Genomic DNA, 14142 nt, shown 5'->3' on the forward strand with positions numbered 1-14142 from the left:
GCGGTTGGGGAATAGTAGGACGTCCTAGTATCTTGATAGGTGAAGGCCCTCACGAAGGAGTGATCAGGCGTGCACGTCCCGGTACACCCAGTGCGTTTCGTGACCGCCGCGGCCCTGTTCGACGGGCATGACGCGGCGATCAACATCATGCGGCGCATCCTCCAGTCGCAGGGGGCCGAGGTGGTCCACCTCGGGCACAACCGCTCGGTGGACGACATCGTCACGGCCGCCATCCAGGAAGACGTCCAGGGGGTGGCGATCAGCTCGTACCAGGGCGGGCATGTGGAGTTCTTCTCGTACCTGGTGGAGCTGCTGCGCGAGCGCGGCGCCGGGCACGTCAAGGTGTACGGCGGCGGAGGAGGCGTGATCGTCCCCGAGGAGATCGAGTTGCTGCACTCGCGCGGCGTGACCCGCATCTTCTCGCCCGAGGACGGCCAGAAATACGGGCTCCCCGGGATGATCAACCAGCTGATCGAGGAGTGCGACGTCGAGCTGGGTGCCGCACCCTCGGTGGAGGCCGTGGTGTCGGGCGACCAGGCGGCGCTGGCCCGCGCGATCACGCTCGTCGAGTCCGGCCGCGCCCCCGCCGACCTGGTCGAGGGCCTGCGCGCGGCGACCGAGGACAAGCGGGCGCCCGTGCTCGGCATCACCGGCACGGGCGGCTCGGGCAAGTCCTCGCTCACCGACGAGCTGGTACGCAGGTTCCGCGTCGACAACGACGACAAGCTACGCATCGCGATCATCGCCATCGACCCGACCCGCAGGCGCGGCGGCGGCGCGCTGCTCGGCGACCGCATCAGGATGAACAGCCTGGGCCCCCAGACCTACTTCCGCTCCCTGGCCACCAGGGGAGCGGCCAGCGAGGTGCCCGCCTGCCTCGACGACGTGATCATCGCCTGCCGGGCCGCGGGATACGACCTGGTGATCGTGGAGACGCCCGGCATCGGCCAGGGCGACGCCGGGATCGTGCCGCACGTGGACGTGCCGGTCTACGTGATGACGCCCGAGTTCGGGGCGGCCTCGCAGCTGGAGAAGATCGACATGCTCGACTTCGCCGAGGCCGTGGTGATCAACAAGTACGAGAGGCGCGGCGCGGAGGACGCCCTGCGCGACGTGAGCCGCCAGCTCGTACGCAACCGCGAGGCGTTCGGGGTGTCGCCCGACGAGATGCCGGTCTTCGGCACCATCGCCGCCCGCTACAACGACGCCGGGGTCACGGCCCTCTACCAGCACCTCAGGGGCCTGCTGCCGACCGGGGAAAGCCCAGGGCTGCTGCCGCAGGTGTCCGGGCGCACGTCCAAGGCGTCGGCCGCCATCGTCCCGCCGGCCAGGGTGCGCTACCTGGCCGACATCACCGAGACCGTGCGCGCGTACCACGCCGAGACGCTCGCCCAGGCCGAGATCGCCCGCCGCCGCCAGCAACTGGCCGCCGTGCGCTCCCTCCTGGAGGACCCGCGGCTGGCGGAGCTGGAGGCGCAGGCCGAGCGGGAGCTCAGCGACGAGAGCCGCACCCTGCTGGACACCTGGCCCGCCGTCAAGGAGCGCTACACCGCCGACGAGCTGGTCGTGAAGGTCCGCGACCGCGAGATCCACACCCCGCTCTGGCGGGAAACGCTCTCCGGCAACCGCATCCCGCGGGTCGCCCTGCCCCGCTACAGCGACCACGGCGACCTGCTGAGGTTCCTGCGCGGTGAGAACCTCCCGGGAACGTTCCCGTTCACCGCCGGCGTGTTCCCGTTCAAGCGCGAGGACGAGGACCCGACCAGGATGTTCGCCGGAGAGGGCGACCCGTTCCGCACCAACAGGCGCTTCAAGCTGCTGTCCGAAGGCCAGCCCGCGACCAGGTTGTCCACGGCGTTCGACTCGGTGACGCTCTACGGCCACGACCCGGACCTGCGGCCCGATATTTACGGAAAAGTCGGCACTTCGGGGGTCTCCATCGCGACGCTCGACGACATGAAGGTGCTCTACGGCGGCTTCGACCTGGCGGCGCCCAACACGTCGGTGTCCATGACGATCAACGGCCCGGCCCCGACGATCCTGGCCTTCTACCTCAACGCCGCCATCGACCAGGCCAGAGAGCGCTTCCGCGCCGACCACGGCCGCGACCCGGACGAGGCTGAGGACCGCGACCTGCGCGCCCGCACGCTCGCCACGGTCAGGGGCACGGTCCAGGCCGACATCCTCAAGGAGGACCAGGGCCAGAACACCTGCATCTTCTCCACCGAGTTCTCGCTCAGGATGATGGCCGACATCCAGGAGTGGTTCATCCGGAACGGCGTGCGCAACTTCTACTCGGTCTCGATTTCCGGCTACCACATCGCCGAGGCCGGGGCCAACCCGATCAGCCAGCTCGCCTTCACCCTCGCCAACGGCTTCACGTATGTGGAGGCGTACCTGGCCAGGGGCATGAACATCGACGACTTCGCGCCCAACCTGTCGTTCTTCTTCTCCAACGGCATGGACCCCGAGTACAGCGTGCTCGGGCGGGTGGCCCGCCGCATCTGGGCGGTGGCGATGCGGGAGCGGTACGGCGCCGCCGAGCGCTCGCAGAAGCTGAAGTACCACATCCAGACCTCGGGCAGGTCCCTGCACGCCCAGGAGATGAACTTCAACGACATCCGCACCACCCTCCAAGCCCTGATCGCGATCTACGACAACTGCAACAGCCTGCACACCAACGCGTTCGACGAGGCCGTGACCACCCCGTCGGCCGACTCGGTCCGCAGGGCCATGGCGATCCAGCTCATCATCAACCGCGAATGGGGCCTGGCCAGGAACGAGAACCCGCTGCAGGGCTCGTTCATCGTCGAGGAGCTGACGGACCTGGTGGAGGAGGCGGTGCTGAGCGAGTTCGAGCGCCTGTCGGACCGCGGCGGCGTGCTCGGCGCGATGGAGACCGGCTACCAGCGCGGCAAGATCCAGGACGAGTCCATGCTGTACGAGATGCGCAAGCACGACGGCTCGCTGCCCATTGTCGGCGTGAACACGTTCCGCAACGGGACGAACGGCGACGAGCCGGAACCCCACAAACTGGAGCTGGCCAGGGGCACGGAGGAGGAGAAGCGCTCGCAGCTCGACCGCCTGCACGCCTTCCACGAGCGCAACCGCTCGGAGGCCCCCGCCCAGCTGGCCAGGCTGCGGGAGGCGGCGATGTCGGAGGGGAACGCGTTCGAGGTGCTGATGGAGGCGGCCCGCTACTGCTCGCTGGGCCAGATCACGGACGCGCTGTTCGAGGCGGGTGGCCAGTACCGGCGCAACGTCTGAGGCCGGGCGGTGATCGGCCCCGCACCGTGCGCAGTTAGGATCACGATTGGGCAAACATCGCTATCAGGAGGCCTTCATGTCCGACGTCACTCTCAGGGGCAACCCCGTCACCGTGGGCGGCACCTTCCCGCAGCCCGGGGACACCGCGCCCGTGTTCCGCCTGGTGGGCACGGACCTCAAGGAGCGCTCGCTGGACGACTTCGACCACGCGACCAAGGTGCTCAACATCTTCCCGAGCGTCGACACCGGCACCTGCGCGGCCTCGGTGCGCCGCTTCAACCAGGTGGCCGCCGAGCACCCCGGTGTGGTCGTGCTCTGCGTCTCCGCCGACCTGCCCTTCGCGCAGAAGCGGTTCTGCGGCGCCGAGGGGCTCGACAACGTGACCATGCTCTCGGTCATGCGGGGCCGCGAGTTCCTGGCCGACTACGGCGTGGCGCAGGAGTCAGGGCCGCTCGCCGGGCTGGCCGCACGCGCGGTGGTCGTGCTCGACGGCGACAACAAGGTGGTCTACTCCCAGCTGGTGCCGGAGATCTCGCAGGAGCCCGACTACGACGGCGCGCTGACCGTGCTCAAGTAGTCCTTGAACGCTCCGGCCAGCTCCAATAGGTGCTGGTCGCTCGTGGCGGTGTGCTGGAGGTCCAGGATGACCTCGTGGACCCCGGCCTCCGCCGCGGTGGACAGATAGGCCGAGATCTGGGCGACCGTGCCGCTCCTGGGCGGGGTGCCCTGATCGGTCACGACGGGGTTGGCGCGCAACACCATGCGCAGCGCGCCGGGGTCGCGCCCTGCCTGCTCGGCGCTCTGGCACACCGTCTGCCACATCGAGGTGAGCACCGGGATCGGCAGCGCGGCCGTCAGCCAGCCGTCGGCCCGGCGGCCGATGCGGCGCAGCGCGGACTCGGCGAACCCGGCCAGATAGAGCGGCGGCCGCCGGACCGGCTTGGGCTCGATGTGGCTCGGGGCGATCGTCCACAACTCGTGCTCGAACGCCACCGGGTCAGTGGTCCAGATCGCCTCCAGTGCGTCCAGGGTGGCGTCGTAGCGTTTCGCCCGGTCCTGCCAGGGCACGCCGGTGGCGGCGTACTCGTCGGACGACCAGCCGAGCCCGAGGCCCGCGACCAGCCGCCCGCCGCTGAGGTGGTCGATCGTGGTGAGCGAGCGGGCCAGCACGGGCGGCGGATACCAGCAGGCGTTGAGCGCGCTGGTGCCCAGCCGTACGACGGAGGTCACCGAGGCGGCGACCGACAACACCGCGAACGGGTCCAGGAACACCCGATGCGCCTCCGGGATCCGGCCGTCGCCGGCCGGATAACGGTCCTTGGGCCGCAGCGGCGTCATCAGCCGGTCGCCCGCCCACAGGTCGGCGAACCCCATCGCCTCGGCCTCCCGCGCCACCCGCAACACGCTGGGCAGCGCGGCGAACCTGCCACATTGCGGTACGGCCAGCCCGATGTCCATGCCTCAGCTCTTCCTGCCCACGCCGCACAGGATGAGCGACGACTCGGGGCTGTCGATGAAGTCGATGTCGGCCTGGTCGGGACGCCACTCCGGCAACCAGACGAGGCCGGGGTCGACCAGCTCGAACCCCTCGAACAACTCCAGGACCCGGTCCCGGCTCCGGAGGGTGAGACGGGCGCTGGCGCTCTGGTAGACCTCGGTGCCCTTGGACACGGCGGCGGCGCGGGCGTCGCTGGTGCCGTGGGACATGACCAGGTAGCTGCCGGGGGCCATGACCTCGCGCAGGCTCGCGATGATCTCCTGAGGGCGATCGGACTCGGCGATGAAGTGCATGATCGCCACCAATAGCACACCCACCGGGCGGCTGAAGTCGATCGTCCGCGTCACCTCCGGATTTTTCAGGATCGCGTCGGGCTCGCGGAGGTCCCCCTCGACCACCGTCGTGTCGCCCTGGCCGGCCAGCAGCGCCCTGGCGTGCACCAGCACCACGGGATCCCGGTCGACATAGACCACCTGTGCTCCCGGGGCCACCTTCCCGGCCACCTCGTGCACGTTGCCCTGGGTCGGCAGCCCCGTGCCGATGTCGAGGAACTGCGTGATGCCGGCCTTGGCCAGGAAGCGCACCGCCCGCCCCAGGAACGCCCGGTTCGCCCGGGCCGCCGCGCGCAACTCGGGAGCCACCTCGAGAATCTTCTCCGCAGCCTCTCGATCGGCCGGGAAGTGGTCCTTGCCGCCGAGGTAGTAGTCGTAGAGCCGGGCCACACTGGGCGTGTTCGGATCGAACTCTCGCTCCAACCGTCAATCCCCCGATCAAGACTTAACGATCTTTGACCTGGATCCTACGGATGTATACCGACAATCTGTCAGCATCACGCATAGTTCTAGGCTGCTGTTGTGGACGACACCGGTGCGGTGGTAAAGATTCCCGGGACCGTGCGGCGGATCGTGTCCCTGGTGCCGTCGCTGACCGAGTCGGTGGCGGCGACGGTTCCGGAGGCTCTGGTGGGGGCGACCGACTGGTGCTCGCATCCGGCCGGCCTCGACGTGGCCAGGGTCAGGGGCACCAAGAACCCTGACCTCGACGCGATCATCCAGCTCAGGCCCGACGTCGTCCTGGCCAACGCCGAGGAGAACCGCCCGCCCGACATCGAGGCCCTGCGCCAGGCGGGCATCCCGGTGTGGGTCACGAGGATCGAGACCCTGGAGCAGGCTTTCGCCTCGCTGGATCGCATGTTCGCGTACGCGTGCCGTACCGGCCGTCCCGGGTGGCTGGACGCGGCGGAGGAGGCGTGGCGCGCGCCCGGGCAGGGTCCGAGGAGGACGGCGATCGTCCCGATCTGGCGCCGCCCGTGGATGGTGGTCGGCCGTGACACCTTCACCGGGGACGTGCTCAGGCGCCTCGGCGTGGACAACCTGTACGCGGGCCACACGGAGCGTTACCCCAAGATCCCCCTGGCGGAGCTGGTGGAGCGGCGGCCCGAGCTCGTGGTCCTGCCGGACGAGCCCTACGCCTTCACGGAGACCGACGGCCCGGAAGCCTTCCCCGGGCTCGACTGCGCGCTGGTCAGCGGGCGCCTGCTCACGTGGTACGGCCCCTCGCTCGTGGACGCGCCCGCCCTGCTGCGCCGCGCACTCGGCTGAGGGTGGTCACGGAACCGCGGTGGCCAGGGCGGCGTCCACGGCGCTCGGGGAGAGCACGTGCTCCATGACGATCACAGCCATCCCCACGATCCCCGCCCGGTCGCCCAGCGAGGTGGTGACGATCTCCAGGTTGCGGGTCGTGTACGGCAGGCTGCGGCGATAGACGATCTCCCTGATGCCCGTCAGGTAGTGCTCCCTGGTCTCCGCCATGTCCCCGGCCAGCACCAGCACGCCGGGGTTGAGCAGGCTGACCGCCGTGGCCAGCACGATGCCCAGCGTGCGCCCCGCCTCCTGGGTGACCGCGATGGCCTCGGGATCGCCCGCCTGCACCAGGCGGACCACGTCGCGGCTGAGCTCCTGGCCCAGGTCGCCGGCCACCGCGTGGCCGCTGGCCAGCGAGGCCACGCAGCCGCGCGAGCCGCAGGTGCAGACCCGATCGTCGGTCTCCCGAATGCGCACATGCCCGATATTTCCGGCGGCCTCCTCGACGCCCCGATAAATCGACCCATCGAGTACGATCCCGGTGCCTATCCCGGTCGATACCTTGATCAGGATCAGCGAGTCCGTGTGCCGCCAGAACGACCACCACTCGCCCAGCGCCATCGCGTTGGCGTCATTCTCGACCAGGATGGGCACGTCGTACGTCTCGCCGATCGCATCGCCCACCGGATGGTCGTCCCAGCCGGGCATCAGGAACGACCGGATGACCCGCCCCGTGGTGTGGTCCACCGAGCCGGGCAGGTCCAGGCCGATCCCGCACACCTCGCTCGCCGGCCGCCCGGTCCTGTCCAGCATGCGCTGGAACGCCTGTCGCACCCACGACAACACAGCCTCGGGGCCGAGCTCGATGCGCATCTCGGTGCTTTCCTCGGCCATCGGACGGGCCGCCAGGTCGGTCAGCGCCACCCTGGCGTGGGTGGCGCCCAGGTCGGCCACCAGCATGAGGCGCTTGGTGGCGTCCACCTCGAGCACCGAGGGCGGTCGCCCGCCCCCGGAGGTGCCGACGCCGGACTCGTGGATGTAGCCGGCGTCGATGAGCCGGTCGACCCGGTCGGTGATCGTCGACCGGGACAGGCCGGTGTACTCGATCAGTTCTTTGCGCGTGCGGCAGGAGCCATTGCGGATCAGCTGGAGGATCTGCCCTGCCGTCAGCATGCTCTATCCCTTCTCTGCTCCAGCCGTGAGGCCCTCCGTCAGCAGTCGCTCGCTGGCGAAGAAGACGATCACGATGGGCAGCGTCAGCACCACCGATCCTGCCATCAGGACCGTCGTCGGGATCTCTATGCTGCCCGCCAGCTGAGAGAGCCCCAGGGAGACGGTCCAGCTCTCCCGCTTCTCCACCAGGAAGAGCAGGGCGAACAGGAACTCGTTCCAGGCGATCATGAACGCGTAGAGGCCGGTGGCCATCAGCGCGGGCTTGGACAGCGGCAGCACCACGCGCCAGATGGTCGACAGTCTCGTGCACCCGTCGATCGCGGCCGCTTCCTCGACACTCTGCGGCACGGTCTCGAAGTAGTTGCGCAGCATGTATACCGTGACGGGCACCGTTTGCGCGATATACACGAGGATCAGCCCGATCAGGGACCCCCGCAGCCCGAGCATCGTGAACAACACGAACAGCGGGATGGCCAGCACGATCGCCGGAAACAGGTAGACGGCCAGGAACAGGAAGTGCACCTGCCGCCGCCCGAAGAACCGCAGCCGCGCGACCGCGTAGGCGCCCGGGATCGAGATCAGCAGCGTGAACGCCACCGAGGCGACCGCGACGATCGCGCTGTTCTTGAGGAAGATCAGGAAGCCCTGCCTGGTCAGCACGTCCACGTAGGTGTCCAGAGTGAAGCTGCGCGGCCAGAGCGAGCCCGGCTCCAGGATGAGCTCCTGGATGTCGCGTACCGACAACATCACCATGTAGAGGAACGGGAACGCGGTGATCAGGAACAGGAACGCGATCACCAGGGGCTTGAGCACCTTGAAAAGCCCGCGCTCGAACCTATCTCTGCTCATTGGTCGCGTTCACCCCCGGCGAAGAACCGCAGGTAGATGGCCAGGAACACGACCAGGAAGATCGCCAGCACGATCGCCTGGGCGGCCGACGCGCCGATGTCGTCGCGGGCGGTCAGGAAGTTGTAGACCCGCACGCTGACCACCTCGGTCCCGGCCCCGCCGCCGGTCAGCAGGTAGACGTCGTCGAACTTGGTGAAGGTGAACACGAACCGCAGCACCGACAACAACGCGATGATCCGCCAGAGCTGCGGCATGATCACGAACCGGAACCGCTGGGTCGGCGTGGCCCCGTCCACCACCGCGGCCTCGTCCAGCTCCGCGGGCAGCGCCTGCAGCCTGGCCAGGATGAACAGGAACGCGAACGGGAAATACCGCCACGCCTCGAACGCGATCACCGTCAGCAGCGCCACCGGCACCTGAAGGCCCAGGAACTCGCCCCTGGCCTGGGTGAGGAACGCGATCGGCTCGCTGAGCCAGGAGTTCACGATGCCGTACTGGGGGTTGAGCATCGTCTCCCACAGGAACGTCACGGCCACGACCGGCGCCACGTACGGGATCAGGATCGAGGCCCGCACCAGGGTCCGGCCCTTGAACTTGTCCCGCAACGCCAGCGCCGTGACCAGCCCGATCGCGATCGACAACGCCGTCCCCGCGACGGTGTAAACGAGCGTGTTGACCAGGGCGGACCAGAAGCCGGGCTCGGAGACCACGTACGAGAAGTTCTCCAGCGTGTAGTGGCCGAAGACCCCCACCCGCCGGATGTTGATCAGGCGCGAGTCCTGGAAAGCCAGCATGATCGCCCACAGCAGCGGCAGCACCACCACGACCAGCGTGATGATCAGCGTCGGCGAGATGAGCGCGAGCCCGGCACGCCCCTCCTGCTCCCGCAGCGTGCGCGCTCTCATGGCCTCACTCCGTGAGGCGGCTCGGTCGCTGGGATCCGCCGCCTTCCCTCGTCGCTCTGGTCGCTTCGCTCCCGTCGCTCCTCAGTCCAGGCGGCGGCGCTCCCTCGTGAGCTCACTGGCGGATCCCGCGCTTGATCGTCTCCACGTCGGCCTTGGCCTGGGCGGCGGCGGCCTGCGGGGTCAGCGACCCGTCGACGACCTCGCTCAGCGCCTTGGGCACGGGCAGCTCGCCCATCGTGGCGCCGACCAGCTTGCCCTGCCCCTGCGGGATGCCCCAGCGGGCGAACGTGTCCGGGCTCTTGCGCAGGGCGTCGAGCACGTCGGCCGGGTAGATGTCGGCCAGCGCCTTCTTGGTGTCGACCCCGGCGGGCAGCTTGTTCCACTTGTCCTCGAAGCCCTTACGGGTCGGGAACTTGCCCTCGGGCGCCATGCCGATCCAGCGCTCGTAGCCCTCGTTCATCATGTAGGAGACGAACTTGGCGGCCGGGTCCTTGGCGGCGTCACGGGTGATCGCCCACGAGACGATCTCGCCGTACTGCGCGGGCGCGCTCCCGTCGGGCCCCTTCAGCGCGGTGACCACGCCGGTGTTCTTGGCCAGCCACTCGGGGTCGCCGCGGCACTCCTGGCAGCTCGGCAGCGCGTCCTTACGCAGCCCCGCCATCTCGTCCAGGATGAACGACGACCAGATCATCATGGCCGCCTTGCCGGAGAAGTAGGTGGCCCTGGTGGAGTCGACGTCCTGCTTGCCCTTGACGGAGTAGTCCTTCGCCAGCTTCGCGTAGAACTCGAACGCCTTCGCACACTGCGGCGAGTCAAGGGTGACATTTCCGGAATTGTCGACGAGCTGGCACCCGTTCGCCTGCGCGACGTGCTCGAAGCTCTGCGCGGTGAACGAGTCTTTCGGCGCGATGGCCAGCGTGATGCCCGCGACCCCGCCCGTGTTGAGCTTGGCCGCCGCCGCCTCCAGGCTCTCGTACGTGTCGGGCGGCCGCAGCCCGGCCTTCTCGAACAGGTCCTTGCGGTAGAGGATCAGCTGCGCCCACCCGTCGCTGGGCACCGCGAGCAGCTTGCCTCCCGAGCTGTCGAGCTCCAGGGCGCGCGGCGAGAACGAGTCCCTGCCGAGCTGGTCGACGACCTTGCCGGGCGTCTCGGTGTCGAGCAGGTCGTTGGTCTCCATCTCGCGCACCGCCGCCAGCGGCAGCGCCCCGACCACGTCGGGCAGGTCGTCGGCCGCGGCGGCGGCCGTGATGGCCTGGCTGAACTGGTCCTCGGCCATGCCGACCAGCTTCACCTGGATCCCGGTCTTCTTGGTGAACTCGGCGACGATCTGGTTCTGCACGGCCATCCGGTCACTGATGTTCTCTTCGGTCCAGACCGTGATCTGGTTGCTCGCGGACGACTGCTCGCCACCGCCGTCACCGCACGCCGCCAGCGAGGCGGCGGCCAGCAGTGCGGCGGAGAGGACGGCGGTTACCTTCTTCGGCATGGCACGCTCCTCTGATTGGGGATATGCCGCCCCTTACCCGCGCCGGGATCCCGGCAACGTGCGGTAGGCGTAACGAGACCGGTCTGTACCCTCCCCGTGCTGCCCATTCGCAAAAAGGATCTTTGCCGTAAAAGATCTACTTTGGTGTGATTTAGGTCATTTTACGACCGCCGTAGGGTCACCGCACGCCCTCAAAAGCCCAGGTGTGCGGGCGGGCCGACATTGTCGGTAAGGTCGCTTTCCGGAAGACACGCTGGCGGAAACACCAATTAACATCGGCCACATCCAGCGGAAGTCGTAGACTTAAGAGTGTTACGAGCGCAACTATCGTATGCAAAGAAGCACTAAATCTTTGCCTTTTGTTTGATCATTAAGCGTAAGTGTGGGGAATGCGCGTCATCAGCTTTGAAGAGCCAGGTCATGTCCGCGTCAGCGTGGAGTCACCTGCCGCCCTCGCGCCGGGTTCCGTACGAGTCCGTACGATCTACTCCGGCGTGTCCGCGGGCACCGAACTCACCGCCTATCGCGGCAGCAATCCATATCTCAGGCGCAAGTGGGACATCGAACGCCGGCTCTTCGTCGACGGGCAGACGCACGCCTACCCGCTGACCGGCTGGGGCTACCAGGAGGTCGGCGAGGTGGTGGAGGCGGCGCCCGACGTCGCCGATCCTCCCGTCGGCAGCCTCGTGTGGGGCATCTGGGGCCACCGCGCCGAGGCCGTCGTCCCGGCCGGCAAGCTGGTCGGCCACGTGCTGCCGCCCGGTGCAGACCCGCTGACCGGCGTCTTCGCCCGGGTGGGTGCCATCGCGCTCAACGCCGTGCACGCCTCCGACGTGCACCTCGGCGACCAGGTGGCGATCTTCGGCCAGGGCGTCATCGGGCTGCTCGCCACCCGCCTGGCCGTGCTGAGCGGCGGCCGGGTGGTCGCGGCCGACGCCATCCCCGACCGGCTGGAGCTGGCCAGGAGGTTCGGCGCGGCCGAGGTATTCGACGTGCGCTCGGGGTCGGTGGCCGAGTTCATGCGCAAGCGCGACGAGGGCGCCGACACGGTCATCGAGCTGAGCGGCAGCCATCTCGGGCTGCACGAGGCGATCAGGACCGTCCGCACGGGCGGCAGGGTCGTGGCCGCCGGGTTCTACCAGGGCGACGGCATCGGGTTGCGGCTGGGCGAGGAGTTCCACCACAACCAGGTCCAGCTCGTCTCCTCCCAGATCGGCGGCGTCGCCTCCTGGCTGGCGCACCGGTGGGACGTCGAACGCCTGCAGCGCACGTTCATGGCGCTCGTACATGAAGGCCAGGTCGAGGCCGGCGCGCTCATCAGCCACGTCATGCCCATCGAGCGGGCCGCCGAGGCCTTCGACCTGCTCGACAAGCACCAGTCAGAGGTGCTCCAGCTCGTCTTCCAATTCGAGGAGTAACAGTGAAGCTCGCCGTACAGGAGCAGCTTCTGCCCGGCCGCACGCTGCAGGAGAAGTACGCGTTCGCGGTCGAATCCGGGTTCGACGCCATCGAGCTGCGCGGCAAGGGCGATTTCCACTTCGCGGGCCGCCTGACCGAGCTCAAGCGCGCGCTGGCCGACGGCGTGGTGATGCCGACGGTGTGCGTGGACATGCCGCACTTCATCGGCGACTTCGACCCGGCCAAGCGCAAGGACGCCATCCAGCAGCTCAGGTCCCAGCTCACGGTGATCGGCGAGCTGGGCGGCCTCGGCGTCATGACCCCCGCCTCCTGGGGGCAGTTCTCGCGGCGCTTGCCGCCGTTCGAGCCGCCGCGCAGCCCCGAGGAGGACCGCGAGGTGCTGGCCGAGGCGCTGGGCATCCTCGGCGAGCACGCGCAGCGCAACGGCGTGCTGATCATGCTGGAGCCGCTCAACCGCTACGAGAACCACATGGTCAACACCCTGGCCGAGGCCGTCTCCTACTGCTCCATGGACTCGATCAGGGTCGTCGGCGACACCTACCACATGAACATCGAGGAGGACGACCCCTGCCGTTCCCTGGCCGAGGCAGCCCCCTACCTCGCGCACATGCAGATCAGCGAGTCCAACAGAAACCAGCCGGGCACCGGTCACCTCGACTGGGCCGCGCAGCTGGCCACCCTCGACTCTGTCGGCTACGACGGCTATCTCGCCCTGGAATGCCGGCTTCGTGGCGAGCCCGAGCTCGTCCTTCCCCAAACAGCAGCCTTCATCAGGAAATTTATATGATCCTTCGCGACGCCGTGCGCGTCCTAGTGTCTAACTGGGATGGCAGTTACACGGTTCCCTCCCGTCGTCTCTACCCGCATCAATGGAGCTGGGACTCCGCCTTCACCGCGATCGGCAACGCCCGCTGGTCGCCGCGAAGGGCCAGGTCGGAGCTGCTCTCCCTGTTCGGCGCGCAGTGGCGCGACGGCAGGGTGCCGCACATCGTGTTCAACCCGAAGGTGCCCGAGGGCGCCTATTTCCCCGGCCCCGAGTTCTGGGAGTCCCGCGCCCCCTCCGGCTGCGCGACCTCCGGCATCATCCAGCCGCCCGTGCACGCGCTGGCCGCGTGGAAGACGCACCTGGCCGAGCCCGATCCGGCGTTCCTGCGCCGGATCTACCCCCGGCTCGTGGCGCAGCAGGCGTTCCTGCGCGCGGCCCGGCGCTCGCCCGAGGGCCTGATCTCGATCGTGCACCCCTGGGAGTCGGGCATGGACAACAGCCCGGCCTGGGACCTGCCGCTCAAGGCGGTGCGGCCGGGTCGGTCCGGCTTCGTGCGCAGGGATCTCAACGACGTCAGCGCCGACGAGCGGCCCACCGACCGCGACTACGAGCGGTACGTCGCGCTCGCCCGCGCCTACCGCGACTCCGGTTACCGCAGGGCAGGAGAGTTCCAGGTCGAGGATCCGCTGTTCAACGCCGCGTACGGGGTGGCCGAGTCGAGCCTGGCCAAGATCGCGGACGTGTGCGGCCTCGACCCCGAGCCACACGAGCGCGAGGCGGCCGCGATCACCGACGCCATGGTCGGGCACCTCTACGACGACGGCCTCTTCCAGCCCCGCGACGTGCTCACCGGCTGCCTGATCCGCTCCAACAGCGCCGCCGGGCTGACCCCGCTGCTGCTGCCGGGGCTGCCGCGCGAGATCGTCAACGCGCTGATCGGGACCGCACTCGACCGGTTCGCGCTCAAGGACGGGATGCTGCCCAGTTTCTCCCCGGTCGCGCCCGAGTTCGACCCGGCCCGCTACTGGCGCGGCCCGAGCTGGCTCAACCTCACCTGGCTCGTCTGGCAGGGCCTCAAGGACCGCCGCCCCGACCTGGCGGAGCCGCTGGCCGCCGGGATGATCAACGCCGTCTCCCACGCCGGGTACCGCGAATACTTCGACCCGTTCACGCTGCGCGGTCACGGTTGCCGGGAC

General features: G+C 68.8%; 11 protein-coding genes and 1 pseudogene. 6 read left to right on the top strand and 6 right to left on the bottom strand.

The genetic code is table 11. From position 1 onward, the window contains the following. Positions 1–69: 69 nt before the first annotated feature. Complete coding sequence (gene icmF / locus ACFLIM_RS06510; RefSeq protein WP_393162943.1) at positions 70–3267, top strand: fused isobutyryl-CoA mutase/GTPase IcmF; 3198 nt, start codon at positions 70–72, stop codon at positions 3265–3267. A gap of 76 nt (positions 3268–3343) precedes the next feature. After that, positions 3344–3844, top strand: coding sequence for a thiol peroxidase (gene tpx / locus ACFLIM_RS06515; protein WP_393162945.1), 501 nt, complete (start codon positions 3344–3346; stop codon positions 3842–3844). Here tpx and ACFLIM_RS06520 read toward each other — a convergent pair. Beyond that, on the bottom strand, positions 3814–4725 hold the full coding sequence (locus ACFLIM_RS06520) for a TIGR03619 family F420-dependent LLM class oxidoreductase (protein ID WP_393162947.1): 912 nt from the start codon (positions 4723–4725) through the stop codon (positions 3814–3816). The two genes, tpx and ACFLIM_RS06520, sit on opposite strands and share 31 nt — an antisense overlap. 3 nt (positions 4726–4728) lie before the next feature. After that, complete coding sequence (locus tag ACFLIM_RS06525; protein ID WP_393162949.1) at positions 4729–5520, bottom strand: SAM-dependent methyltransferase; 792 nt, start codon at positions 5518–5520, stop codon at positions 4729–4731. Positions 5521–5619: 99 nt separating this feature from the next. On the opposite strand from ACFLIM_RS06525, the gene ACFLIM_RS06530 reads away from it, so the two are divergent. Next, a complete protein-coding gene (locus tag ACFLIM_RS06530; RefSeq protein WP_393162951.1) occupies positions 5620–6366 on the top strand; it encodes a helical backbone metal receptor in 747 nt (248 codons plus the stop codon). A 6-nt stretch (positions 6367–6372) separates the two neighbouring features. Here ACFLIM_RS06530 and ACFLIM_RS06535 read toward each other — a convergent pair whose 3' ends face one another. The 4 genes from ACFLIM_RS06535 to ACFLIM_RS06550 form a co-directional block, all read right to left on the bottom strand. Continuing rightward, a complete protein-coding gene (locus ACFLIM_RS06535) occupies positions 6373–7521 on the bottom strand; it encodes an ROK family transcriptional regulator (protein WP_393162953.1) in 1149 nt (382 codons plus the stop codon). A 3-nt stretch (positions 7522–7524) separates the two neighbouring features. Continuing rightward, entirely contained in the window at positions 7525–8370 is an 846-nt protein-coding gene (locus ACFLIM_RS06540; RefSeq protein WP_393162955.1) for a carbohydrate ABC transporter permease, read from the bottom strand. Then, positions 8367–9275, bottom strand: a complete 909-nt coding sequence (locus ACFLIM_RS06545) for a carbohydrate ABC transporter permease (protein WP_393162957.1) — start codon at positions 9273–9275, stop codon at positions 8367–8369. Before ACFLIM_RS06545 ends, ACFLIM_RS06540 begins: the two co-directional genes overlap by 4 nt. Before the next feature lie 112 nt (positions 9276–9387). Then, positions 9388–10761: an ABC transporter substrate-binding protein gene (locus ACFLIM_RS06550; RefSeq protein ID WP_393162959.1), complete on the bottom strand. Its 1374-nt coding sequence runs from the start codon at positions 10759–10761 to the stop codon at positions 9388–9390. 389 nt (positions 10762–11150) lie between these two features. Between ACFLIM_RS06550 and ACFLIM_RS06555 the strand changes: the two genes are divergently transcribed. The 3 genes and pseudogenes from ACFLIM_RS06555 to ACFLIM_RS06565 form a co-directional block, all read left to right on the top strand. Then, a complete protein-coding gene (locus tag ACFLIM_RS06555; protein ID WP_393162961.1) occupies positions 11151–12179 on the top strand; it encodes a zinc-dependent alcohol dehydrogenase in 1029 nt (342 codons plus the stop codon). Between the two features lie 2 nt (positions 12180–12181). Continuing rightward, positions 12182–12967 (top strand): sugar phosphate isomerase/epimerase family protein, encoded by a 786-nt coding sequence (locus tag ACFLIM_RS06560; protein ID WP_393162963.1) that lies wholly within the window; start codon positions 12182–12184, stop codon positions 12965–12967. Beyond that, positions 12964–14142, top strand: a pseudogene (locus ACFLIM_RS06565) (MGH1-like glycoside hydrolase domain-containing protein); the annotation flags it as partial. The gene ACFLIM_RS06560 and the pseudogene ACFLIM_RS06565, both read left to right, overlap by 4 nt.

Source organism: Nonomuraea marmarensis (assembly GCF_043197025.1).
GTDB classification, from domain to species: domain Bacteria; phylum Actinomycetota; class Actinomycetes; order Streptosporangiales; family Streptosporangiaceae; genus Nonomuraea; species Nonomuraea marmarensis.

What these genes read in the sequence shown, in the direction of transcription:
- ACFLIM_RS06535 (WP_393162953.1), bottom strand. Translation starts at nt 7,521, where the DNA reads ATGCTGACGGCAGGGCAGATCCTCCAGCTGATCCGCAATGGCTCCTGC.
- ACFLIM_RS06545 (WP_393162957.1), bottom strand. Translation starts at nt 9,275, where the DNA reads ATGAGAGCGCGCACGCTGCGGGAGCAGGAGGGGCGTGCCGGGCTCGCG.
- tpx (WP_393162945.1), top strand. Translation starts at nt 3,344, where the DNA reads ATGTCCGACGTCACTCTCAGGGGCAACCCCGTCACCGTGGGCGGCACC.
- ACFLIM_RS06550 (WP_393162959.1), bottom strand. Translation starts at nt 10,761, where the DNA reads ATGCCGAAGAAGGTAACCGCCGTCCTCTCCGCCGCACTGCTGGCCGCC.
- ACFLIM_RS06555 (WP_393162961.1), top strand. Translation starts at nt 11,151, where the DNA reads ATGCGCGTCATCAGCTTTGAAGAGCCAGGTCATGTCCGCGTCAGCGTG.
- ACFLIM_RS06520 (WP_393162947.1), bottom strand. Translation starts at nt 4,725, where the DNA reads ATGGACATCGGGCTGGCCGTACCGCAATGTGGCAGGTTCGCCGCGCTG.
- ACFLIM_RS06540 (WP_393162955.1), bottom strand. Translation starts at nt 8,370, where the DNA reads ATGAGCAGAGATAGGTTCGAGCGCGGGCTTTTCAAGGTGCTCAAGCCC.